Source organism: Stutzerimonas chloritidismutans, assembly GCF_051486945.1.
Classification (GTDB): Bacteria; Pseudomonadota; Gammaproteobacteria; order Pseudomonadales; family Pseudomonadaceae; genus Stutzerimonas; species Stutzerimonas chloritidismutans_B.
Genome location: NZ_JAHVDX010000003.1, coordinates 327,440 through 351,518 on the forward strand (window position 1 = coordinate 327,440; position 24,079 = coordinate 351,518).

Below are 24,079 nucleotides of genomic sequence, written 5' to 3' on the forward strand. Positions count from 1 at the left end.
GGTCAGGCATTCGTGGCATCGCCGCAGCGGGCGCCAGTGGTAGAGTCGTCGCGGCCCTTAATTTGCTGGAGATACCATGCGCACGCTTCAAGCCCTCATGTTCGCCCTCCCCCTGGCTTTCAGCTCGTTGGGTTTCGCCGCCGATTCGCCCGCCGGGCGCTGGCAGACCATCGATGACGAAACGGGCAAGCCCAAGTCGATCGTCGAAATCCAGCAGGCTGACGATGGCACCCTGAGCGGCAAGGTCGCGCAAATTCTGCAGTCGGACCATGGCCCGAATCCGCTGTGCACCGAATGCGAAGGCGAGCGCAAGAACCAGCCCATCACCGGCATGACCATCCTCTGGGACCTGAAGCCGGATGGCGAGCAAACCTGGAACGACGGCACCATCCTCGACCCCTCGAAGGGCAAAACGTACCGCGCGAAGGCCAAGCTGCTCGAGGGTGGTAACAAGCTGGAGGTACGTGGCTACATTGGCATCGAGGCGTTGGGCCGCACCCAGACCTGGATTCGCCAGTAATCACCGGCCCGCTGCACAGTCGCGAGCGCATGCAGCGAAACGCCGACTGCACGGCCGTGTAGCACCGGGGTCGAAGCGCTATGGCCTCGACCCTTTTCTTCCGATCCTCCACGCTGCGCCACCTGCTGCCGCTGGCACTCGTCTTGTTTTCCGGCTCGCTGGCGGCTGCCGAGGCGCACCTGCAGGCGGTGGTCGACCAGGCTGAACGGCTGGCGCCGCTACAGACGCTGATCATCGCCCGCCGCGGCGAAACGGTGCTCGAGCGCGGCTTTCATGGCCATCGCGTCACCGCGCCGACCAACATCAAGTCCGCTTCGAAATCGGTGATCTCGGCCTTGGTCGGCATCGCCATCGACAAGGGCGTCATCCAGAGCGTCGATCAGCCGATCGCCGAGCTGCTGGAAGCCGAACTGCCCAGCAACCCGGACCCACGCCTGCGAGCGGTCACCGTCGGCCACCTGCTCAGCATGCAAGCCGGGCTCGGTTCCACCTCCGGGCGCCACTACGGCGCTTGGGTGGCGAGCCGCAACTGGGTTCGCGCGGCGCTGGCTCGGCCGTTCGAAGGCGATCCCGGCGGACCGATGATCTACTCCACCGGTTCCAGCCACCTGCTTTCGGCGATCCTCACGCGGAAAGCCGGGCGCTCGACGCTCCAATTGGCGCGGCAATGGCTGGCGCCGCTCGACGGCTTCGCCATCAGCGCCTGGACACGCGACCCGCAAGGCATCTACCTCGGCGGCAACGAAATGGCGATGACGCCGCGCTCGCTGCTGGCCTTCGGCGAGCTTTACCGGCGTGGCGGGCTCAACGCTGCCGGGGAGCGGCTGCTCACCGAAGCGTGGATCGAAACCTCCTGGACGCCCCGCACCCGCTCACGCTACACGGGCCACGGCTATGGCTACGGCTGGTTCATTACCGAGTTGAGCGGCCAGCCCGTGCGCTACGGCTGGGGCTATGGCGGCCAAATGGTCTATGTCGTGCCCGGGCTGGACATGACGGTGGTGATGACCTCCGACACCCGTCAACCGTCAGGCGGCGCCATGGGCCATCGCGACGCCCTGCATCGGCTGCTCGGGCAGATCATCGAGGCGGTAGAGCGTTATTGACTGGCCAGCCGCACCAGCGCCGCGCGATCCAGGCAGCGGTAGCGGAACGAGGGGCGGCCGATCTGGCCGTAATGAAAGGATTCCTCCAGCACCCGCGCATCGCTCAGATGCTTCAGGTACTTGCGCACCGAGACCCGCGACATGCCAGTTGCATGCAGCAGCGTCTCGCTGGTGAAGCCGTCTTCGTCAAGCGCCAGGATCGCCTGCGCGACCTGCGCCAGTGAGGCCGGCGTAAGGCCTTTGGGCAGGTCGCCGGGGCGGCGGGTTTCGTCGAGCGGAGCCTGGCCGAAGACGCGATCGATGTCGCTCTGAGCAAGCTGGTCCGGCATCCGAGACAAGCCTTCGCGAGCGCGGCGGCAGGCTTCGATGGCATCTCGGAAACGCTCGAAGCTGAAGGGTTTGACAAGGTAATCACGCGCCCCGAGCCGCTGCGCGGCGCGCACCGTGTCGATTTCGGAAGCCGCGGTGATCAGCACGGCGTCGGTGTTGCGGTCCTCGGCACGCAACTGGCGCAGCACCTCAAGCCCCGAACGGTTGCGCAGGTAGATGTCGAGCAATACCAGGTCCACGGACGCCTGCGCCAGATACTCGAGCGCCGACGCCACGTTGTCGCACTGGCCGACCAGTTCGACACCCTCGAGGCGCGACAGGTAATCGACGTTCAGGCGCATGACCATCGGGTCGTCTTCGACGATCAGCACGCGCATGGCTGCTTTCATGATTGGATGGCTCCCGCGGCGCTCCGGTAGGGCAATTCGACCTCGAACAGGCTGCCACGTCCGGCCTCGGAATACACCGCCAGGCTGCCGCCCCAGGCCTCGACCTGCTCCTGCACGGCGGCCAGGCCAATGCCCCGCTGAGCACCCTTGGTGGACACGCCGCGCTCGAAGATCTGCTCACGCACTGCTGCTTCGATCCCGGCGCCGCTGTCCTGCACATGCAGCGAGAGCAGCGCCTCGTCGTGGTCCAGCGTCAGGCTGACGCGGCGCTCGTCGCGCTCGGCCACAGCTTCGAAAGCATTCTCCAGCAGGTTGCCGAGCACGGTCACCAGGCCATGCACCTGATCGGGCGCGGCAGCCGGCACCGGGTGTTCGACAACCACTTGAAACAGGATGCCGCGCTCACGCGCTTCGCTCTGTTTGCCCAACAGGAAACCCGCCAGGACCGGCTCGCCGATGCCCTCAACCAACGCGGTGGCCGGGGCCAACTGATGGTCAGCGAGATCCCGCAGATAAAGGCGCAGCGCATCGAGGTCGCCCATCTGGGCAAGGCCCAGCAATACGTGCAGCTTGTTCTTGAACTCGTGGGTTGCGGCACGCAGGGCCTCGGCGTAGCGGCTCACGCCGGTCAGCTGCTCGGCCAGGGCATTGACCTCGCTCTTGTCGCGAAAAGTGGCAATGGCACCGATGACCCGCCCTTCGTGGCGGATTGGTGCACGGTTGGCGAGGATGGCGAGGCCGTTGAGGCTGAATTCCCGGTCGCGCTGCTCGGTAGCGCTGCTAAGCACTTCAGGCAAGCCGCTGTTTGGCAGGTATTCAGCGATGGGCCGCCCCAGCGGCGGCGTGCCCAGGCCGGTGCTCGCGAGCAGGCGTTCGGCAGCGGGATTGGCCAGCGTGATACGCGCCTGGTCATCCACGGCCAGCACCCCTTCGCGTACCGAGGCCAGCATCGCCTGGCGCTCTTCGACCAGCCGGGTGATCTCGTAGGGCTCGAGCCCCAGCAGCACACGCTTGATGTAGCGCGCCAGCAGGTGCGCGGCGAAGGCCGCAAATATCATCAGCGCGAGCACACCAAGGACCACATCGCGGCGATGCTCGGCGAGCAACTCGCCCAGCGAGGCCAGGGTCACGCCGACCGAGACCGCGCCGACTACTACGCCCTGCTGATCGAACACCGGGGCGAAACCGCGGATGCTCGTGCCCAGGCTGCCGGCCGCGCGCGACGCGTAGGTCTCGCCGGCCAGTGCTGGGCCCTCATCATCGCCCCGGAACGCCCGCCCGATGCGCGCAGGGTCGGGATGGGTAAGACGCTTGGAATCCAGGTCCATGACCACGATGAAGTCGACCCCGAGGCGCTGGCGCAAAGGGTCGATCGCCTGCTGCAACCGTGCACCGGTAGACGGCTCGGTCAGGGCGCGCTGCACGTCGGCGCGCAGGGCCACCGTCTGCGCAAGGTTGGTCACGCGCAAGGTCTGGCCTTCTTCGAGCGTGGCGCGCAGCTGGACGTTGAACAGCCAGAGCGCAAGCGCGAGCGCCAGCACCACCATGACGGCGACCAGCAGCGAGATCAGGGTGTTGAGGCGCAAGCGCAAGGCTGTTCTCCAGAAACAGGGGACGCGCGGCTGGCCGCCGCAATGGCCGGATCGAGCCAGCGCGGCCGCGCCGGGTCAAGCGCCCACCCGCTTTTTTTAGTTTCGTAACGCTTTTTAAACTTCGCCAAACATTGGCCGCGAAGCGTCTGTGCTTAAGCTCGCCCGGCACCCGGCCCCGCCTCGTTCACGACGCGCACCGCCGGGCACAGCGCCCGAAACAGGGCTATTCCGCGAAACAATACCCGTACGTGCGCCCCCGGGGCGCCACGTTCGAAGGAGTACAACAATGAGCCGGACCACGCTGAGCGCTGCCCTGCCTGACGGCAGCACGCACCCTTCGCTGCTTTCCCAGCGCATCTTCAACCTGCCGCTGCCGCTATTCGCCATTGCGCTGATCGTGATGGCGGGCGCCATCGCTACCGACACCCTGCCGACCGGCATGATCGGTGCGCTGATGGTCATGATGCTGCTCGGCGAGCTACTCGGGTTCGCAGGTGACCGCCTGCCCATCGTCAAAACCTACCTTGGCGGCGGTGCGATCCTGGCGCTGTTCGGCGCCGCGGCGATGGTCTATTTCGGCTGGTTGCCCACGGCCGTTGCGGACGACGTGGCGACCTTCATGAAAGGCGGTGGCTTCCTCGATTTCTACATCGCCGCGCTGATCACCGGCAGCATCCTCGGCATGGACGCCAAGGTGCTGGTCAAGGTCGGCTCGCGCTACGCGTTGCCGCTGCTGTGTTCCGTGCTGTTCGCCGCGCTCTTTGCAATGGCAGTCGGCGCCTTGCTCGGCTTCTCGGCGCAGGATGCGGTGGTCGTCATCGCCATGCCCATCATGGGCGGCGGCATGGGCGCCGGTGCGGTGCCGATGAGCCAGATCTACGAACAATTGCTCGGCCAGCCGGCCAGCTACTACATCTCCATCCTGGTGCCGGCGCTGGCGCTGGGCAACGTCTTCGCCATCATCATTGCCGGGCTGCTCAACGGGCTGGGTAACCGCTACCCGTCGCTGACTGGCAACGGCCAAATGATGCCGGGCGTGGACGTCGCCGAGAAGGAAGGCCCTGTCACCCTGCCAGCGCTGGGCATCGGCCTGGTCGCAGCGCTGAGCTTCTTCGTTGCAGGTCAGATCCTCGGTGAGGTCGTGCCGCTGCATCCCTACGCGCTGATGATCGTGCTGGTGGCGGTACTCAAGGTGACTAACCTGGTGCCGGAGTCGATCAATGATGCGGCCTCACAGTGGTTCCGCTTCGTCGCCCGCAACTGGACCTTCGCCTTGCTGTTCGGCATCGGCGTGGCCTTCACCGACCTAGGCCAGGTGATCGACGCCATCTCGCTGACCTACGTCCTGATCGTCTTCGCGGTGGTTGCCGGGGCGGCTTTCGGTGCGGGGTTGGTGGGTAAGCTGGTGGGCTTCTACCCGATCGAATCGGCGATCACTGCAGGCCTGTGCATGGCCAACATGGGCGGCACGGGCGATGTCGCCGTGCTCTCCGCCGCGCGCCGCATGTCGTTGATGCCCTTCGCACAGATCTCCTCGCGCCTGGGTGGCGCGCTGATCCTGCTGATCTCCAGCGTGGTGGTACCGGTGTTCTTTACCTGAGCCCTGCGTATCTGAACGCAAAAGCCCCGGCCTATGCAGCCGGGGCTTTTCTGTTTCTGCCTCGCGATCCCGTCAGAAGCGGTACTTGGCAGACGCCGTCACGCTGCGCGGAGCGCCATAGGTCAGCGCGCCATAAGCTTCGAACATGTCGAAGTATTTCTTGTCCGTCAGGTTGTCGACGTTCAGCTGCGCGCTGAGGTTCTCGGTGACCTCGTAGCGCGCCATCAGGTTGACCAGCGCATAGGCCTCCTGCTCGACTTTTTCGCGGTTACCGGCCGGATTCGTGGCGTAGGTGTAGATGCTGTCCTGCCAGTTCACCCCGCCGCCAACGGTGAGCTTGTTGAACGCGCCCGGCAGACGATAAGTGGTGAAGGTGCGAAGCAGCTTGGTCGGGTAGCGCGTGCTGCGGGCGTTGCCGTCCGGGTCTTCGACCTCGAACTGGGTATACCCAGCCATGAGGTTCCAGCCTGGGGCCAGCTCACCGGACACCTCCAGCTCGAAGCCTTCGCTGGTCACGTCGATGGCCTCGTAGGCAAATTCACCCGCTATCCCGCCGGGAACCTGTACACCTGTGCTCTCGCCAAGGCCGTCCTGCTTGATCTTGAAGATCGCGGCGGAGGCATTTAGCCGGCCTTCGAAAAATTCAGCCTTGAGGCCCGTTTCGTAGCTTTCACCAATGATCGATGCCAGCTGCTGCCCGGTAATGTCCCTGCGGGCCTGGGGCTGGAAGATGTCGGTATAGCTGGCATAGGCCGACAGGTTTTCGGTGAGGTCGTAGACGATACCGGCGTACGGCGTCAGTTCGTGCTCATCGATTCGCGATGGCGTGTTGAACGGCGTGTCGTCGCTGGTCTTCTCGTAGCGGTTGTCTCGCGCACCGAGGATGACCTTGAGTTCATCCGTCACACTCAGGCGGGTCACTGCGTACAGGCCTTTCTGCGTCAGGTCGCCGTAGCTGTAAGGCGTCAACGCCCCCCAGACCGGAGCCGGGAAATCGCCGTCGTACGCATCGAAATTGGCAACGCCGCCAGAACCGCCCTGCGCTAGGCGTCTGTCGGCCTCGAAGTCCTGCTGGCTATAGATGTAACCAAAGGCGACCTCATGTTCGCGCCCGAACAGCATCACCGGCCCGCCGAGGCGAATGCTGTAGTCGTCCTGCACGGTCTTGGTCTTGTAAGAGCCGGGGAAGGAGCTCATCGCCGAGCTGCCGTCACGCCCCGGGTTGCCGGAAAGGTAGAGCAAGTAGGAGTCCGAGGTGCGCTCGCCGCGGTTGTAGCTGAGGTTCAGCTCCCAGCTGTTGGCGAAGCGGTGATCAAGATTGACGAAGTAGGTTTCGTAACTGCTGTCCCACTTGCTCCACTCGGCAGAGGTGGTTTTCGAGCGGCTCCAGTCTGTGCGGCTGCCGTCGGCGTACCAGATCGGCAGGCCACCCCACATCGGCGAGTCGGAGTCGTTCTCCTGGCGGCTCAAGCCGAACCAGAGTGTGGTGTCGGGTGTGAGGTCGATGTCCATGGTGCCGTAGAAGGTTTCGCGCTGCCCTGACTTCATGTCGATCCAGCTGTCGCCTTCGTTGTACTCGCCCACCAGCCGCGCCCGAACCGTGCCCGCCTCGTTGACCGCGAACGACAGGTCGCCTTCGGTGCCGTACGTATCCCAACTACCGCCGCTGACTTCTACCGAGCCGGTCAACGCTCGGCTGCTGGCACGCTTGCGAACCAGGTTGAGCGAGGCCGAGGGGTCACCGGCGCCGGCCATCAAGCCATTGGCGCCGCGCACCACTTCGACGCGGTCGTACATCGCCAGGCTGCTGAAGATTTCCCCCGAACTCCAAGGCTGCTCCCAGATCGTCGGTACGCCATCGATCATCAGCGCATTGATCGCAAAGCCGCGGGCATTCAACTGCGCTCGGTCGGTTTCGTAACGGGTTACGGACACACCGGTGGTGTTGTCGACCACATCCAGGATGGTTTGCATGTCCTGGTCTTCCATGCGCTGCTGAGTGATCACGCTGACCGACTGCGGCGTCTCGCGCAGCGACATGCTCAGCGGCGTGGAGGTACGCGCAGCGCCGGTGGTGTAGGACCCGGTGCCTTCGGTCACGTCGGTGACGGCCTCGCCGGTTACCGTAACCGCTTCAAGCGTGGTCGCTTCGGCAGCATCCGTCGCAACGGCATCTTGCGCATAGGCAGGCAGACCCGTCGCGAGCGCGCCCGCAGAAAGCAGGTGAATGACCAGCACCAAAGGGCGCAGCGTAAATGTAGAGCGAACAGCCGAAGCATCCGGCTGGCGGGGCGAGAAGAACATCTGTCTTGGCTTCCTTATAACGATGAACGTTTCTGAGAATCGTTCGTATTATAAGGAGCCAGCCAGCAGAACAGAAAGCCGTTATTGAGAATAAGTTTCGATAACACTTACCAGTGTATCGCCGCCAGCCAGATCCATCGCTCACCCAGCGATTGAGATCTGGCGGACGGACCTATCCTTCCTACTGCATCAGTTGTTGGCCCGCTGCTTGGTCGAATCCAGCTCGGCTTTCTTGCCGGTGGTGACTTCTGTGATCTTCGCGGACTTCTCGATGGCGAAGTCGAACACGTCCTGCATCTTGGCGATGGCTTCGGTCGAGGTCCCGTTCAGGCCACCCTTGGCGGCCCAGTCGAAGTTCCAGACGCCAGAGAGGCTGTCAGCACCGGGGACATCATGAGTCTCGATGGCGGTGAACACATCGGGGTGGCGCTGCAGGTACTGCGCCGCGGCGGACACTTCTGCCGGAACCTGGCCCGACTCGTTCGCAGCCAGCTTCGCCAGCTCGTCGCCAGTGATGGCCGACTTGCCTTCCTGGCGCAGATAGTCGGCGATGACCTTGCTCGACTGGGCGATGTTCAGCTTGGTGTCGAACGCTGAGCTGGAGGTGTCTTGTGGCGGCATGTTGCCGTTCGTGGGGGTGACGGTCGTAGACATCGGCTCTGCTTCCTCTGAAGGTTTAGGCACACCGTGGTTTGAAGTACTACACGAAACGGACCCTAGCACGCGGCCGTTGGCCAGCATGGCGCGCCGCCACAGCAATTCGCAAAGCAGCTCAGATTTCACAAGGATTCACAGAGTCGGCCCCTTCGCGAACGAAGCGACGAAGCGCCGTTAACCCCGTCACAATCACCGCTGCAGAGGGGCAGGCGCGCTTCTACCGAGTCGGCCGCTGCTTCATAGTCGTGGCCCACGCCAACTGCTCCATCAAAGGATTGATGCCATGGAAAACATCTACCAGGCGCCCAGCGCCGAACTCGTCGACGCACCCGTATCCGAGGCCTTCTTCGTCACCTCGACGCGCAAGATGCTCGTCCTGCACCTGTCGACCTTCGGGCTCTATACCCTGTTCTGGTTCTACTGCCACTGGAAGGCGCAGCGCGATGCGACGGGCGAAAACCTGTGGCCCTGGGCTCGCGCGTTCTTCCAGATTTTCTTCACCCACTCACTCGGCCGCGCGATCGCCGACCGGCTGACCCGGGACGGACACGAGCGCTGGGATTACAGCGCGGTCGCGACCATCTATGTGGTCGCTGCGGTCGCCGCGCATGTTCTGGGTCGGCTCACCAACGGCTCGGTTGCCCTGGACCTGTTGACCATAGCCATCGGCCTGCTCAACGTCTTCCCGCTGATCGCCATGCAGCGTAAAGCCAACCTCGCCTGCGGCGATGAGCACGGGCAGAGCAATGCGCGCTTTACGCTCGCCAATCTGGCCTGGATGCTTCTCGGCCTCGTCTGGTGGGCGCTCGCGATGTTCGGCTTTTTCATGCAATGAGGCTCGGCTGGCGAGCCGGTCCTGGGATGAGCTTCCCGCCCGGCCCGCCATCACAGTTCAACCTCGCATCACCCGCCAGGCTGGGGTGTTGTCGTTGGGGTTATAAGTCAGCTCGCTCTTGTCGAGCTTCTCCACGCCAATCGCCGTGAGCCAGGTGTCGAGATCGCCGGTGCTGATCTTGCCGTCGCGCCTGTCGTTCTTGGCCAAGTTGTCGAGCTGGTCGAAAAAGGCGCCGTTGTCGAGCAGGAAGCGCGCGGCACGCTTTTCGTCCTCGCTGCCGTCACCATTGGCGATCTTTTCCAAATCCTTCTTGCTGACGATCGCGTCCTTGCCATTCCAGTCATCCCAGCGCTCGCGGATGGTTTCGATCACGTCGCGGTGCTCGTCGTAGTAGGCGCGGTCGAACGCTTCCTCGTGGGCGCCGACCATCTTCAGCCAGGTGTTGAGGTCGTTGGTGCTGACCTTACCGTCATGGCCGCCCTTGCCCCACTGAGTATCGAGCTGGTCGAAAAACTCGCTGTTGTCGAGCAGGAAGCGAGCAGCGCGCTTCTCCTCTTCGCTGCCATCGCCGTTGGCGATCTTGTCGAGGTCTTTCTTGCTGACGATCGCGTCCTTGCCGTTCCAATCGTCCCAACGCTCGCGGATGGTGTGGATGACGTCGCGGTGCTCCTCGTAGAACGCCTTGTCGTACTTGGCCATGTGCAGGTCGTCATCCAGGCGGTTGACGGAGGAGCCGCCTTCCTGCGGCGTGTTTCTGAAGTTCTCCCACTCATCCTTCTGGTAGTCGTAGATGCTCTGCCCGGCCGGCGCGTCGCGGCCTTCGTATTCGTAGAAGCTGTAGCGGGCGTACTCGAGCTTGTCGCCCCAATCCTCTTGGGCCAGCCCCAGCTCGGCCAGATCCTTGAACCACTGGCCTTCCTTGTCGGTGGCTTTCTGTTTTTTCTCGTGATCGACAAAGATGCCGATGATCCCGGTGATCAATCCCAGACCCGCTGTGATCAGGAACAGCGGGCCAGTCGCGCCCGCCAGCGCGCCGATGCTGGCGAACAGCCCGACAGTGCCGATCACGCCTGCGGTGGTACCGGCCACGCCACTGATGATCTGCAGCGCACCGTTGGCCTTGCCCAGGTCGCTGCCATTGGCGATGGCATCTTTGATGGTGAAACCGCCGAGCACGATATCGGCTACGCCGAGAATATCCGGCGCCACGCCCAGCACCTTGGTTACGGTGCCGGCCACCCGCGCCACGGTTCCGGGTTTAACAGACGGCGTATCCGGCGTGTTGCCGGACAGCGCGTCCTGCACCGTGGTGGTATCGACGAGGCTCGGTGCCGGCGTTGCGTTGCGGATCGAGTCGTTGACCTGGCGGATGGCATCGTCGGCGATGTCGTCGGCGGGTGGAGTGCGGTTGTCGTGCGCATACATGTCGTCCAGCGCGTCGCGATCAAGCTCGAAGTTTTCCGAAAAGCCGTCGAACAGATCGCTGCCGGCCGGCGTGGAGCCGCCCGAGCCCGTGCCGCGCATCCGCTCCTCGACCACGGCATCGAACGCCTCGCGGCTGGGCGGGGTGATGTTGCGCTCCTCGAGGTACTCCACCGCGTCTTCGTAAATGGTCGACAGCGCGTCGGTGTAGGTCGAATAGCCGGATGAGGTGATCGAAGGCGGCAGGCTGCGGTTGGCCGCGTCGTTCAGGTAGTCGCTGAAGTCATCGACGGCGTTGTCCGGCACATCGCCGAGCCCGCTAGCAGCACGCTGCTCGTTGATGCTTTGATCGATGGTCTCCTGCGTGATGGTCAGGTTCTGCTCGTCGGCGATCTGCTGCAGGCTGTTGTAGCGGGAATAGTCGTCGGGCGGCGTGCCGCCGGAACGGCTGATGATGTCGTCGAGCAGGCGCTCGCTGGCCGCGTCGTCCAGCGTGGCGATACCCGAGGCCTCGGCGGACAACCTGACCTGGTCGACCGCGTCGCCACCCCCGCCGCTGTTCAGCGAGGCCAGCTCCAAAGCGCTATTGGCGCGGCTCTGCACAACATCGGGCAGGCCTGAAATCCCACGCTCGCGCAGGAAGCCCTCCACTTTCTTGCCGAGCTCGCTTTCCTTGCCCCAGATCTCAGGCAGCGTCTTGCTCAGGCCCAGCAGCTCCGCGGTATTGGTTTTGGTGAAGAGATCGAAGATGCCCGTCTTGGTGAACTGCGCACCGCCGCTGAGGAAGGTGACGAAGTCTTTGGCAATGACCATGCGCTCCAGCGGCTCGTCGGCCAGCTGGCCATTCTTGGCCGAAAGCATGTAGATCGCGCCGCCCAACGAGCCGAAGGCGGAAATCGTGCCGAGCACGCCGTACTGGTTCAGCGTGCCGATCGCACGGGTGAAGTCATCCTTGCTGACCTCGGCGGGGATGTACTGGGTCTTGAGCTTCTCATCGAACTCGGCCTGGGTCAGGGTGCCGTTGTTGAGCTTTTCGCTGAGCTCGACGAAGTCCGCCATCTTGGTTTTGTCGTTGATCAGCTCGTTGTAGAACTTCTCGATGGTTTCCTGAACACGGCGCGGAATGTCGGCGGACTTGAGCACGGTCTTGATCAGCGCGCCCATGTCCCGGTAGGCCATTTCCTTGTACTCGTCCGGGATCGCATCGGGGTCGCCGACGAGCGTGTCGATCTCGACCATGATGCTGTTCTGCTTGAGCGCCGACTCGGCCTTGCGCGCACGCTCGGGGTCGAGCATCTCTAGGCTCGACGCCAGGCGTGCGACCTCGGCTTGGGCCTCGGCGCCCATGCCCTGCTTCTTCATGTCCTCGAGGTATTTGACGAAGTCGACGCTGGTGAGCGTGTCGTAAAGCGTGTCGGCCAGCGCGTCCTTGTCCTCGCCGCTGATTTTCTCGATCGCTTTGTCGATCTCGGCTTGAAACTCCTTGCCGATCTTGTCGTGCTCGCCCTGGCCGGTGGTGAACATCTCGTTGAGCAGCTTTTCCACCTCGTTGCCGTCGAGGATGTCCTGCATGTCCTCGCTGCTCAGCGTCTCGCCATTGGTATCGAACTGGCGCCAGGTCGAGCCGCCACGCGGGTCCTCGATATACGGGGTTATGCGGTGCCCGCTCTCCATCGCCGCCTTGGCCTCGATGGCTTTGACCAGCTTGTAGATATCGCTGTCCTTGCCGACGGTGCCGTCGTCGATGAGCTTCTTGTATTTGTCGAGCAGGTTCTTTGTCGCCAGCTCGACCACGCTCAATTCCTGCTCGTCGTCCTTGTCGGCCTTTTCGCCGCTGCTTTGGCCGAGTAGATCGAGGGTGTCGAGGTCAGGCAGGTCATAGTTGTCGCGCAGGGTCTGGATGCGATCGCCACTCTTTAGGTGGTCGCTCCACATCTGCGCGACGCGGTCGTACATTTCCTTGTTCTCGAACCGGGACACGACGTACTTCGTACCGTCCTTGGTCTCGAACTGGATAACGCCGTTGCCGTATTCCTCCGGCCAGCCGAAGAAGGCGATATCGTGCTCGGCCACATAGGTATCGGCGCCGGCCACCTCGCGGCCATCGTCGACCCGTTGTTCGAGTGTGTAGCGCGACAGGCCGACTTCCTGCACCGCCGCGAAAAGCTCCGGGGTGATGGCCTTTGAGACGGTGACTTTGTCTCCGTCAGCCGTGGTGTAAGTAATGACCTCGGCGTCTTCCAGGTTGCCCTGCCATTCGAAGTTGCGGTAGTCGCCCCAGGGCAGCACCTCGGTATTGCGGTCTGCGATGGCGTTGCCCGCATCCATGGCCGAGACGACCTGCGCTTTCTGCCCCGGCGACTGGCTCAGCTCGTGCAGGCTGACCAGGAACCTGTACAGTTCCGGATTCACGGCGCGCTCGACCACCACACCCTGCCCGTCGAGTTCGTAGCGAATCTTGCCGTCGCGCGGCGCGTCGACGGTGGTCTTGTCGATCGGTGGCCAGGTTTCGTTGTCCGTCGCGGTACGGTCCGGTTTGGCTTTCTTGTCGCCACCCGCGTTCGCGGATTTGCGCAGGATGGCGTCGAAATTGATGGCGTGGTCGCCGCCTGGTTCCGGCAGCAGGCTGGTCAGGTATTTCACGTTCACGGTCGTGTCCTCGCAAGAAATGGCGGCTGCGATCCGACATCCGCGCGAGACCCCGCGCCGGCCGCTGCGACCCGCAATGGCGACATGCATGCTTGTCGTACGTCTACCAAGACGTTACGCCGACCGCTTCGCTGGGGAGCGTGAAAGGTTGTGAAAAATATCGAGTGGCTTGGTGAGTGCGCGCAGGGCCGTTACGCGGCGCTGACGATGCTGCCGCGCTCACCACCCGAGGCGGAGTTTGGCGGGGAGCACAGCGGACATCTTTGAGCAGTAGCAATGCCTACCCGAGCACCCAGGCTTGAGTGACAGGGCAATCGATCAGTCTGCCGATACGGACCTCACGGCAGGCCAGGCGTTATTGCTGGGCGGTGCGCATCGACGCCCATGCAGCATCCAGAACCGGCTGTTGCAACCCCGACAAGCCATCCTTGAAATAGGTGCGACGCCGCTGGTCCGCCGTGACGACCAGGCTTGGATGCTCCTGCGCAAAAGCTTTCAGTTCGGGCGCATCGTCAACCAGGAAGTTGTAATACATCGCCTCGGCTGAATTGCGCAGCATGTTCTCAGGCTTCAGCAGGTGATCGATGAAACGGTGCGCCAGCTCTGGGTTGCGCGCATTGGCCGGAATGGCAAGGGTGTCGATGAAGCCGATGGAGCCCTCTTCCGGTACGTCATAGATGACATCCGGGTTTTCCTGCATCGCCAGAAGCGCCTCGCCACTCCACACCAGCGCGGCACACAGCTTGCCTTCGGCCAGCTCGCTATCGAGCCCTTCGTTCTTGATGGCCCGCGCATCTGCCACCAGTGGCCGGAGCTTCTCGATGTTCCGCTCGATAATCGCGGCGCTTGCGCCCTGCAGGCGGCGGCCCTGGTAGTTGAACCAGATCGAGAGAATCTCCTCAGGCGAGTCCTGCAGCCCAACACCACAACCCGCCAAGCGGGCCCGAGAAGCGTCGTCGAAGATGACATGCCAGCTGTTAGGAACGGCCCCGCCATATACCGGTTGTGCCAAGCGCTGATTGATGGCCAGGCCGATGGTGCCCCAGAGGTACGGCACCGCGTAGTGCTGTCCGGCTTGGGTAGCCAGGACCTGCGTCGACCACATGCCGAGCTTCGAGTAGTTCTCCAAACGCTGCGTGTCGATTGGCTGAAGCTTCTTGTTCTCGATCATCTGCGCAAGCATGTAGTGAGAAGGCACTACGACGTCGTAGGGCTTGCCATCGTCGAGCCCAGCATTGAGCTCAGCGGCCGTCTCGAACTCCTGATAATCCACCACCACGCCGTGCTCGGACTCAAAGGATTTGACGACGGCCGGGTCGATGTACTCGGTCCAGTTGTAAACCCTGAGAACCTCCTGCGACCACGCCAGTCCAGGAACCAGAACCAAAAACAGAGGGGCTAGAAACTTCAAAGCGAACTCCTTGTAGTTGCACCGGCTTGGCAGCCACAGATGCAACACTCAGCGGCGCGGTAAGCGCGTTATCGATACAAACAGATCAAGGCAGGCAAGGCGCAGCCGTCGTCAGACCCAAACCGGGTCTCGACGCACGGGCAAATCTGGGATGTTCTTATAGGTAGGTAGCGGATCGTTTTTACGAGCCGTTATGGAAAGGGCGGCGAATGCTCATCCTACGGAGGTCAGGCATCTGCTGCTCAACCACCTCGAAGCCTGCCCGCTGGCATCGCCCCAAGGTCCATGTCCGCCTTTCGCTCGAGGCTGGGCCTGCGTAACAGACAGTGCCGCACAGCACGTACCCCCCGCTCTAGCCCGCGCCTCCGCGTAACAACAGTCGCGACCGGGCGGCATCATGGGCGCTATGCCAGTACCGAACAAGAACCACCGGTCTCAGACACCGCGCCGAACGCGAACGGCGTCGCATTTTGAGCCTGCATGTCGACGTAGCAGTCAGTCGTCAGCGCTTGTGGCCATGGTGGTCAATGCGCTTCAAGCCGCGCATACAAAACTTTGGCGGCGTCGGTCGGATTACCTAAGCCTTTTCGTGATTTACATCACGATGCTCTGTAAGCCAAATGCCATCGCACGTTGAGCCACGTAACCCGTTACCTCAGGATGCCGGCGCTCGGAGTGGCAAGGGTCCTTCGCAGTATCAAGCAGTAACTGATCAGGCCGAGTCGGCCAGGGAGCAATACATGGAAATCGCAAGCAACGCCTTTTCACCCCGCGCGGCGGGCTTCAAGCGCCTTCGCTTGGCGAGCGCAGTTTTCCTCATCACAGCCGGCCCAGCGTGGGCAAACGGTGAAATCACCGACCTGGGATTGTTAGGTGACGAGACGTTCCTCAGCGCAGACGGTACGACGCTGGGGAGCATCTATCGGCTCGGTGCCAATGGCCGCTACCACAGCGACATCTGGACCGCGCACAGCGGTGTTCAAGATATCGGAACGCTGGGAAATGAAACGATCCTCAGCGGGCTGAGTGCAAATGGCGATGTCGCAGTCGGTACAGCCACTACGAGCGGCGCTGGCTCGCGCGCTTTTCGCTGGACCGCCGCGTCCGGCATCGAACAGCTGACGAGCTTGGGTGGCACGAGTACCCAGGCAAATGCGGTCAGTGCGGACGGCAACGTAATCGTAGGTGCGAGTGATCTGGCCAACGGCGAGCAGCACGCGGTTCGCTGGACAAGCCAAGGGGTTACCGACCTGGGTACGCTTGTCGGCAGCAGTCAGTCGTATGCGCTCGCGACCAACGCGGACGGCGCCGTTGTCGTAGGTGGTAGCTTTTTAGGAAGCGGCACCCGTGCGTTTCGCTGGGTTGACGGACAAATGAGCGATCTGGGTACGCTGGGTGGGACCTATTCGCTCGCTCGCGCCGTGAGCGCCTCCGGTCAGACAGTCGCTGGCGATTCAAACAACAGCCTCGGCCACCGACGCACGTTCGTTTGGACGCCAGCGACCGCAATGCGGGATATCGGCACCCTCGGCGGAACCCACACGTTTTTCTCTGACCTCAGTTCGGACGGATCCACCATTGTCGGTGCGAGTAATACGGGGACCGCCACTCATGCGTACCGCTGGACAGACGCCGGCATGAGTGACCTGGGGGCGCTGGGCGATGGCGGTTCCTTGGCGCTCGCCGTTAACGCGGACGGAAGCGTAGTAGTCGGTGAATTCGATCTGGGTGAGCGGAACCGAGGCTTTCGCTGGACGCAGGAAACCGGCATGCAGACCATCGAGCAATGGTTGGATGCCCATGGCGCAAATATCGACCCCGCTTCCTCCCAGGTCGCCTATGCCGAGGCGGTCAGCGAAGACGGCAGCGTGGTGGCTGGCATCCTTCTGAACGACCACACGTTCATTGCCCGCGCTGGTCAGTCAGGATCCGATGGCGGAACGGGTGGGATGATTGATCTGCAAGAGTTCAGTGCAAGCCTGGACGCCACTGCAGCCGCACCGGCTGCAGCCCTGGCCAATACCGATATGATCCTCAACGGCGCCCACGGCAGCCCGATGCGCAACCTTGTCCCGGAGGGCCGCTATAGCGTCTGGGCAGGCGGAGACTATGGCCAAGAGAGCGACGACAACGCCGATCAAGGCTCGCTCGAAGTAGGCGTAGCGACCAACATCGGTAACGGTGTACAGGTAAACGTTGCCCTTGGCCGCAGTTACTCGGAAAGCGACACAGGCCTGACCGGTACGACGAAGCTGCGTGGCACCTATTTGATGCCTGAAGCGGTGATCAAGCTAGACGATCTTCCGCTTTACGTAACCGTCAGCGGTTTTTACTCGCACGGTAACGCCGATATCGACCGCGGCTACCGTAACGCCGGAAATGTGGTTCGGTCGGCCGGCGAAACGGATGTGACCATCGTCGGCGGCAAGCTTCGCCTTGATTGGCTCAATGCCTTCACCGTGGCGTCCACTGCGTTTACGCCCTATACAAGCGTGGGCCATGTCGAAGCCAAGTTCGATGGCTACACCGAAACGGGTGGTGGCTTCCCGGTTCGCTGGGACGATCGCACCGAGCGCACAACCACTGGCCGAGTTGGCATGGACGCCGTACACACCCTGAGCCCAACCGTCAGCTTGCTGGCAAGGCTCGAAGGTGTGCATCGGTTTGACAATAAAAGCGACGGCGCCAGCGGCGAGCTGCTTGGTCTGTCAACGTTCGAGCTTCCGGGTCAGGCCTATCGGCAAAACTGGGTGCGCGCGGCGGTCGGCGCGGAGGCCGCGCTTGGTGGCGGCGTCGGCTCGGTCATGCTCAACGGCACCAGCGAAGGCGGAGACGCTGACTACTGGCTAGCAGTTAACTACAAGTGGCTGTTGTAAACCGCGAGTGATGAAAAGCGCCCGGCTATTGGCCGGGCGTTTTTGTTTACATCTCCACTGCCTACAAACACTACGCTGGTAAACGCGACCGCTTAACACGGCCCGCCACTGTGAGACCTAGTCGCGCCCGCTCGCGTGCGCATCGATGAAGGGCACCGCGCTGTTAGGGAGGACGGTACTAGGAAGCTTACCGTCCCAGCGCTCTGCCTTGGTCAGCTCAACCAGCGCCTGGTTTGCCTTGAGGGCGTCTGCACGCGCCTTGATGGCATCAGCTTCCGCCTCACCACGCAGACGGGTGGCCTCGGCTTCAGCGCGCGCCCGGGCAAGCGACGAATCGGCAGCGGCCTGCGCCTGCGTGACGGCGATCTCAGCGTTGACCCGCTCCCGGGCAAGGTCCTGCTCGCGCGTTTTCACCGCGACCTCGGCTTTCATACGCTCCTCGATGGAGCGTTCGTATGCGTCGGAGAAGTCGATGTTCTCCAGCTGAACGCTGTCGATCACCACCGGCCCGGAAATGGCATCGGTAAACGCCTTGGCATAGTCGAGGCCGAGCTGGCCACGCTCCTGAACAGCGCGAACGGCGGTATAGCCACCGAAGACACGCTCAGCCTGCGTACCGATCTGCCGGCTGATGAGTCGCTCGACCAGCGCCTCTTCGCTGCCGAATTGCTTGTAAACATGCTCGACATCTTCCGGCGACACGTGCCAGGACACCGAAATCGACATGGACGCCGTCTGTTGGTCGCGGCTATAGGCCTGGACGTTCTTGTAAGTGGTCGTCTGGTTCTGCACGGAAATGATTTTGACGCTATCGATCCATGGAACCTTGAAGCCGAGACCCGGCTCGGCGACCGAAACAAACGCACCGTTGCGCAGCACCACGCCGCGCTCCTTCTCGTCAATGGTGTACCAGCTGCTCATCACGCTGACGATAACCAGCACGCCGATGGCAACGACCACGATCAGTCCCGACAGCGACGGGATGCGTGCGTTAATGGTGTTGATGTCTTTCACGGGCAAATCCTTTTGGCTCCTGAGGGGGGCCGGATTATAGAGACTTGCATGCGACAAGAAGGCGAGCGGCTTCGCGGTCTTAAGCCAGCTGGTTAGAGATATAAAAAAAGGCGCCCAAAGGCGCCTTTCTTCATCGCTACGCGATCATCAGACCTTGGCGCGCTCGTAGCGCTTGCGGTCGTTCTCGTTGAGCAGCTTCTTGCGCAGGCGGATCGACTTCGGCGTCACTTCCACCAGCTCGTCATCGGCGATGAATTCCAGCGCCTGCTCGAGGGTGAACTTGATCGGCGGAACCAGGGCGATGACTTCATCCTTGCCCGAGGCGCGCATGTTGTCGAGCTTCTTGCCCTTGGTGGGGTTGAGCACCAGGTCATTGTCACGGCTGTTGATACCGCACAGCTGGCCTTCGTAGATCTCGTCGCCCGGCGCCAGGAACAGCTTGCCGCGCGCCTGCAGGGTTTCCAGCGAGTAGGTCAGCGCCGTACCGGTGGCCATCGACACCAGCACGCCGTTCTGGCGGTTGGTGACTTCGCCGGCCTTGATCGCGCCGTAGTGGCTGAAGGTCGAGGTCAGGATGCCCGAGCCCGAAGTCAGGGTCAGGAAGTTGTTACGGAAGCCGATCAGGCCGCGCGCCGGGATGGTGTATTCCAGGCGGATACGGCCCTTGCCGTCGGGGATCATGTTGGTCAGATCGCCCTTGCGCAGGCCCATCTGCTCCATGACCGGACCCTGGTGCTGTTCTTCGATGTCGATGGTGACGTTCTCGTACGGTTCCTGCTTTTCGCCGGCCTCGTTCTCGATGATCACCACTTCCGGGCGCCCTACGGCCAGCTCGAAGCCTTCGCGGCGCATGTTCTCGATCAGGACTGAGAGGTGCAGCTCGCCACGGCCGGAGACCTTGAACTTCTCGGGGGAGTCGCCCTGCTCGACGCGCAGCGCCACGTTGTGCAGCAGCTCCTTGTCCAGACGGTCCTTGATGTTGCGGCTGGTGACGAACTTGCCTTCCTTGCCGGCGAACGGCGAGTCGTTGACCTGGAAGGTCATGCTCACGGTCGGCTGGTCTACGGTCAGCGGCGGCAGGGCCTCGACGGCATTCTGGTCGCACAGGGTGTCGGAGATGTACAGCTCGTCCATGCCGGACACGCAGACGATGTCACCCGCTTCAGCTTCCTGGACTTCGACGCGCTGCAGGCCGGAGTGGCCCATGATTTTCAGGATGCGGCCGTTGCGTCTCTTGCCGTCGGCGCCGATGGCGGTGACGGGGCTGTTGGCCTTGATGGTGCCGCGGGCGATGCGGCCAATGCCGATCACGCCGAGGAAGCTGTTGTAGTCCAGCTGGGAGATTTGCATCTGGAACGGGCCGCTGGCGTCGACGACCGGCGCGGGCACGTGGTCGACGATGGCTTGGAACAGGGCGTCCATATTGTCGTCCATGTTCTCGTAGTCCATGCCGGCGATGCCGTTCAGGGCACTGGCGTAGACGATCGGGAAGTCCAGCTGCTCGTCGGTCGCACCAAGGTTGTCGAACAGGTCGAAGATCTGGTCGATAACCCAATCAGGGCGGGCACCGGGACGGTCGATCTTGTTCACCACGACGATCGGACGCAGGCCGGCCTTGAACGCTTTCTGGGTCACGAAGCGGGTCTGCGGCATCGGGCCATCCTGGGCATCGACGACCAGCAGTACGGAGTCCACCATCGACATGACGCGCTCGACTTCGCCGCCAAAGTCGGCGTGGCCGGGGGTGTCGACGATGTTGATGTTGTAGTCCTTCCACTTCAGCGCGGTGTTCTTGGCCAGGATGGTGATGCCGCGTTCCTTTTCCTGGTCATTGCTGTCCATCACGCGCTCGTTTTCGGCTTCCTTGCGGTCCAGGGTGCCGGACAGGCGCAGGAGTTTGTCGACGAGGGTGGTCTTGCCATGGTCGACGTGGGCGATGATGGCGATGTTGCGGAGATTCTCGATCACAGGTCTGTTTCTCTGTTAAAGCGTCTGGCTGTAGGCCGGCCGCTGAAAAAAGTCGGTTCGCAAGGCGAACCCGAACGCAAGGGACGCGGGACGAAGCCCGGAGCGGCATTACCGATCGGGAGGGCGATGACGGATACTGCCTCCCAGCAGGCCGGGCTGCTTAGCTCGGACGATAAACGCGCACATTGACGTGCCCCTCGCTCAATAGATGATGAGCATGCAGGCGGCTCATGACACCTTTATCGCAGTACAGAAGGTACTGACGGTTGTCGTCCAGTTCCTTGAAGCGGTTGTTCAGCGCGTAGAACGGCAGCGTTTGCACTTCGATGCCCGGCAGCTGCAGAGGTTCGTCCTCGGCGGCGTCGGGGTGACGGATGTCGAGCACGACCTGGCCGGCACTGGCGGCGGAGACTTCCTCGACCTGCACATCCTGACCCAGCTCGTCGATGACACGGTCGATCGCGACCTGTCTGGCATTGGCCAGGGCGCGCTCGAGAATGGCCATGTCGAACTGTTTTTCCTCGTGCTCGACCCGATAGCGCTTGGCCTTGGTCGTCGGGTTCACAGAGATCACGCCACAGTATTCGGGCATGTTCTTGGCGAACTCGGCCGTGCCGATCTCGAAGGCGTTGTCGATGATGTCCTGCTTGTGGCTGGCGATCAGCGGTCGCAGCACGAGCATGTCGGTTGCCGAATCAATGACCGAGAGATTCGGTAGGGTCTGGCTGGATACCTGGGAAATCGCCTCGCCGGTCACCAGCGCATCGATGTGCAGGCGCTCGGCAATTTGTGTCGAGACGCGCAGCATCATGCGCTTGAGCACGACACCCATTTGGCTGTTATCGACCTTCTCGAGAATCTCGCCGACCACTTCTTCGAACGGCACGCTAATGAACAGCACACGGTGCGAGCTGCCGTATTTCTTCCAAAGATAGTGGGCTACTTCCATCACGCCCAGCTCATGCGCACGGCCACCAAGGTTGAAGAAACAGAAGTGGGTCATCAGCCCGCGGCGCATCATCTGGTAGGCGGCGACGGTGGAATCGAAACCACCGGACATCAGCACCAGGGTCTGCTCCAGCGCGCCCAGCGGATAGCCGCCGATGCCGTCGTGCTGCGCATGCACGATGAACAGGCGCTGGTCGCGAATCTCCATCCGGACTTCGATTTCCGGCGCCTTCAGCGAGATGCCTGCGGCTCCGCATTGCTGACGTAGCTGGCTGCCAACATGGCGCTCGACGTCCATGGAGCTGAATGGGTGCTTGCCGGCGCGCTTGCAGCGCACGGCGAATATCTTGCCGGCCAGGCGATCGGCGAAGTGCGACTTGCACTTCTCGACCATGTCGTCCAGGTCCCCCAGCGGGTACTCATGAACTTCTAGGCAATGCGCAATGCCCGGCGTGCAGCGCAGGCGCTCGATCATATCGCGCAGCAGCTTCGTATCCGTCTGCGCAGTTTCCACCTCGACGTTGTCCCACACCCCTTCCACCCGCAGCTCGGGGTCGAGGTCGCGCAGCACGGCACGGATGTTCTTCGCCAACTGGCGAATGAACCCCTTGCGCACCGGCGGGCTCTTGATGGTGATTTCGGGGAAAACCTTGACGATGAGCTTCATGAGGACAACGCGGCGCTGGAATGGCCTGAAAAGAGGGGGGCGGAGTATATCGGAATTGGTCAAGCTTTAGACAATTTTATCGGGAACCGACGCTGCCGCACCTTAATGGAGCATTACCCACTTAAAGAGCACCAATAAGGTGCATTTCTGAAGATCATTTTCGCGCCTAAGCCGTCGAATCAGACGAATACTGCCTTTATAGGGCGCCTGGACCCATCTCGGAGCACTGGCATGCAAATTGCTCCCTTGTGAGGCAGGTCGCCTTGGCGGACTATCCTCGCCCGGCTTCACCCTAGATTCGGAAGCAACCTGTCACGCTTCCACCACTTGGAGAGCACCATGTCGAAGTCGCTTCAACTGATCAAAGATTACGATGTGAAGTGGATTGATCTGCGCTTCACCGATACCAAAGGCAAGCAGCACCACGTCACCGTTCCGGCTCGTGATGCCCAGGATGAAGACTTCTTCGAGCACGGCAAGATGTTCGACGGTTCCTCCATCCATGGCTGGAAAGGCATCGAAGCCTCCGACATGATCCTCATGCCGGTCGACGAAACCGCCGTGCTGGATCCGTTCACCGAAGAGCCGACCCTGATCCTGGTCTGCGACATCGTTGAGCCGAGCACCATGCAGGGCTACGACCGCGACCCACGCTCCATCGCCAAGCGCGCCGAGGAATTCCTCAAGTCCACCGGCATCGGCGATACCGTCTTCGTCGGTCCGGAGCCCGAGTTCTTCATCTTCGACGAAGTGAAGTTCAAGTCCGACATCTCCGGTTCCATGTTCAAGATCTACTCCGAACAGGGTTCCTGGATGACCGACCAGGACGTCGAAGGCGGCAACAAGGGCCATCGCCCAGCCGTCAAGGGCGGTTACTTCCCGGTTCCGCCGTGCGACCACGACCATGAAATCCGTACCGCCATGTGCAACGCCATGGAAGAAATGGGCCTGGTCGTCGAAGTGCATCACCACGAAGTGGCGACTGCCGGCCAGAACGAAATCGGTGTGAAGTTCAACACGCTGGTTGCGAAGGCTGACGAAGTTCAGACCCTGAAGTACTGCGTACACAACGTCGCCGACGCCTATGGCAAGACCGCGACCTTCATGCCGAAGCCGCTGTACGGCGACAACGGTTCGGGCATGCACGTACACATGTCGATCTCCAAGGACGGCAAGAACACCTTCGCTGGCGAAGGCTATGCCGGCCTGTCTGAGACCGCCCTGTACTTCATCGGCGGCATCATCAAGCACGGTAAGGCGCTGAACGGCTTCACCAACCCGTCGACCAACTCGTACAAGCGTCTGGTCCCGGGCTTCGAAGCACCGGTCATGCTGGCCTACTCGGCACGCAACCGTTCCGCCTCGATCCGTATTCCGTACGTATCCAGCCCGAAAGCCCGCCGTATCGAAGCGCGCTTCCCGGATCCGGCTGCCAACCCTTACCTGTGCTTCGCCGCACTGCTGATGGCTGGCTTGGACGGTATCCAGAACAAGATCCACCCTGGCGATGCCGCCGACAAGAACCTGTACGATCTGCCGCCGGAAGAAGGCAAGCTGATCCCGCAGGTCTGCGGCAGCCTGAAGGAAGCCCTGGAAGAGCTGGACAAGGGCCGCGCGTTCCTGACCAAGGGCGGCGTGTTCTCCGACGACTTCATCGATGCCTACCTCGAGCTCAAGAGCGAGGAAGAAATCAAGGTCCGCACCTTCGTTCACCCGCTGGAATACGACCTGTACTACAGCGTCTGATTCGGTCCGCGTGACACCAGAGGCCTCCTTCGGGAGGCCTCTTTC

15 protein-coding genes are annotated in these 24,079 nt (G+C 62.3%); 6 read left to right on the forward strand and 9 right to left on the reverse strand.

Annotated features, from left to right (window positions below; translation table 11 throughout):
• The first annotated feature begins 76 nt into the window (after window positions 1–76).
• Both KXR72_RS13595 and KXR72_RS13600 read left to right on the forward strand, forming a co-directional pair.
• Window positions 77–520, forward strand: a complete 444-nt coding sequence (locus KXR72_RS13595; RefSeq protein WP_437421625.1) for a DUF2147 domain-containing protein — start codon at window positions 77–79, stop codon at window positions 518–520.
• 80 nt (window positions 521–600) lie between these two features.
• Entirely contained in the window at window positions 601–1,626 is a 1,026-nt protein-coding gene (locus KXR72_RS13600) for a serine hydrolase domain-containing protein (protein ID WP_437421626.1), read from the forward strand.
• On the opposite strand, the gene KXR72_RS13605 is transcribed toward KXR72_RS13600, so the two are convergent.
• Complete coding sequence (locus tag KXR72_RS13605; protein WP_437421627.1) at window positions 1,620–2,345, reverse strand: response regulator; 726 nt, start codon at window positions 2,343–2,345, stop codon at window positions 1,620–1,622. The two genes, KXR72_RS13600 and KXR72_RS13605, sit on opposite strands and share 7 nt — an antisense overlap.
• The gene (dcuS, locus tag KXR72_RS13610) at window positions 2,342–3,937 is read right to left on the reverse strand and encodes a DcuS/MalK family sensor histidine kinase (protein ID WP_437421628.1); all 1,596 of its coding nucleotides are present in this window, start codon (window positions 3,935–3,937) and stop codon (window positions 2,342–2,344) included. The genes KXR72_RS13605 and dcuS overlap by 4 nt, the downstream gene beginning before the upstream one ends.
• A 286-nt stretch (window positions 3,938–4,223) precedes the next feature.
• On the opposite strand from dcuS, the gene KXR72_RS13615 reads away from it, so the two are divergent.
• The gene (locus tag KXR72_RS13615; protein ID WP_437421629.1) at window positions 4,224–5,537 is read left to right on the forward strand and encodes a 2-hydroxycarboxylate transporter family protein; all 1,314 of its coding nucleotides are present in this window, start codon (window positions 4,224–4,226) and stop codon (window positions 5,535–5,537) included.
• 72 nt (window positions 5,538–5,609) lie between these two features.
• Here KXR72_RS13615 and KXR72_RS13620 read toward each other — a convergent pair whose 3' ends face one another.
• Both KXR72_RS13620 and KXR72_RS13625 read right to left on the reverse strand, forming a co-directional pair.
• Window positions 5,610–7,841 (reverse strand): TonB-dependent siderophore receptor, encoded by a 2,232-nt coding sequence (locus KXR72_RS13620; RefSeq protein ID WP_437421630.1) that lies wholly within the window; start codon window positions 7,839–7,841, stop codon window positions 5,610–5,612.
• Between the two features lie 189 nt (window positions 7,842–8,030).
• Window positions 8,031–8,495 carry a hypothetical protein gene (locus KXR72_RS13625; protein ID WP_437421631.1) on the reverse strand — a complete coding sequence of 155 codons (465 nt, stop codon included), beginning with the start codon at window positions 8,493–8,495 and terminating at the stop codon, window positions 8,031–8,033.
• A gap of 286 nt (window positions 8,496–8,781) precedes the next feature.
• Here KXR72_RS13625 and KXR72_RS13630 point away from each other — a divergent pair, with 286 nt between their 5' ends.
• Window positions 8,782–9,333, forward strand: a complete 552-nt coding sequence (locus tag KXR72_RS13630; RefSeq protein ID WP_437421632.1) for an MFS transporter permease — start codon at window positions 8,782–8,784, stop codon at window positions 9,331–9,333.
• A gap of 57 nt (window positions 9,334–9,390) precedes the next feature.
• Here KXR72_RS13630 and KXR72_RS13635 read toward each other — a convergent pair whose 3' ends face one another.
• Together KXR72_RS13635 and KXR72_RS13640 are read right to left on the reverse strand one after the other, a co-directional pair.
• A complete protein-coding gene (locus KXR72_RS13635) occupies window positions 9,391–13,404 on the reverse strand; it encodes a DUF998 domain-containing protein (protein WP_437421633.1) in 4,014 nt (1,337 codons plus the stop codon).
• A gap of 355 nt (window positions 13,405–13,759) precedes the next feature.
• Entirely contained in the window at window positions 13,760–14,815 is a 1,056-nt protein-coding gene (locus KXR72_RS13640; RefSeq protein WP_437421634.1) for an extracellular solute-binding protein, read from the reverse strand.
• 740 nt (window positions 14,816–15,555) lie between these two features.
• Between KXR72_RS13640 and KXR72_RS13645 the strand changes: the two genes are divergently transcribed.
• A complete protein-coding gene (locus KXR72_RS13645) occupies window positions 15,556–17,691 on the forward strand; it encodes an autotransporter domain-containing protein (protein WP_437421635.1) in 2,136 nt (711 codons plus the stop codon).
• 117 nt (window positions 17,692–17,808) lie between these two features.
• On the opposite strand, the gene KXR72_RS13650 is transcribed toward KXR72_RS13645, so the two are convergent.
• The 3 genes from KXR72_RS13650 to thiI form a co-directional block, all read right to left on the reverse strand.
• Complete coding sequence (locus KXR72_RS13650; RefSeq protein ID WP_437421981.1) at window positions 17,809–18,696, reverse strand: prohibitin family protein; 888 nt, start codon at window positions 18,694–18,696, stop codon at window positions 17,809–17,811.
• A 156-nt stretch (window positions 18,697–18,852) separates the two neighbouring features.
• Window positions 18,853–20,673 (reverse strand): translational GTPase TypA, encoded by a 1,821-nt coding sequence (gene typA, locus KXR72_RS13655; RefSeq protein ID WP_437421636.1) that lies wholly within the window; start codon window positions 20,671–20,673, stop codon window positions 18,853–18,855.
• Between the two features lie 160 nt (window positions 20,674–20,833).
• Window positions 20,834–22,288, reverse strand: a complete 1,455-nt coding sequence (thiI, locus tag KXR72_RS13660; RefSeq protein ID WP_437421637.1) for a tRNA uracil 4-sulfurtransferase ThiI — start codon at window positions 22,286–22,288, stop codon at window positions 20,834–20,836.
• A gap of 339 nt (window positions 22,289–22,627) precedes the next feature.
• On the opposite strand from thiI, the gene glnA reads away from it, so the two are divergent.
• Window positions 22,628–24,034 (forward strand): glutamate--ammonia ligase, encoded by a 1,407-nt coding sequence (glnA, locus tag KXR72_RS13665; protein WP_437421638.1) that lies wholly within the window; start codon window positions 22,628–22,630, stop codon window positions 24,032–24,034.
• Window positions 24,035–24,079 lie beyond the last annotated feature (45 nt).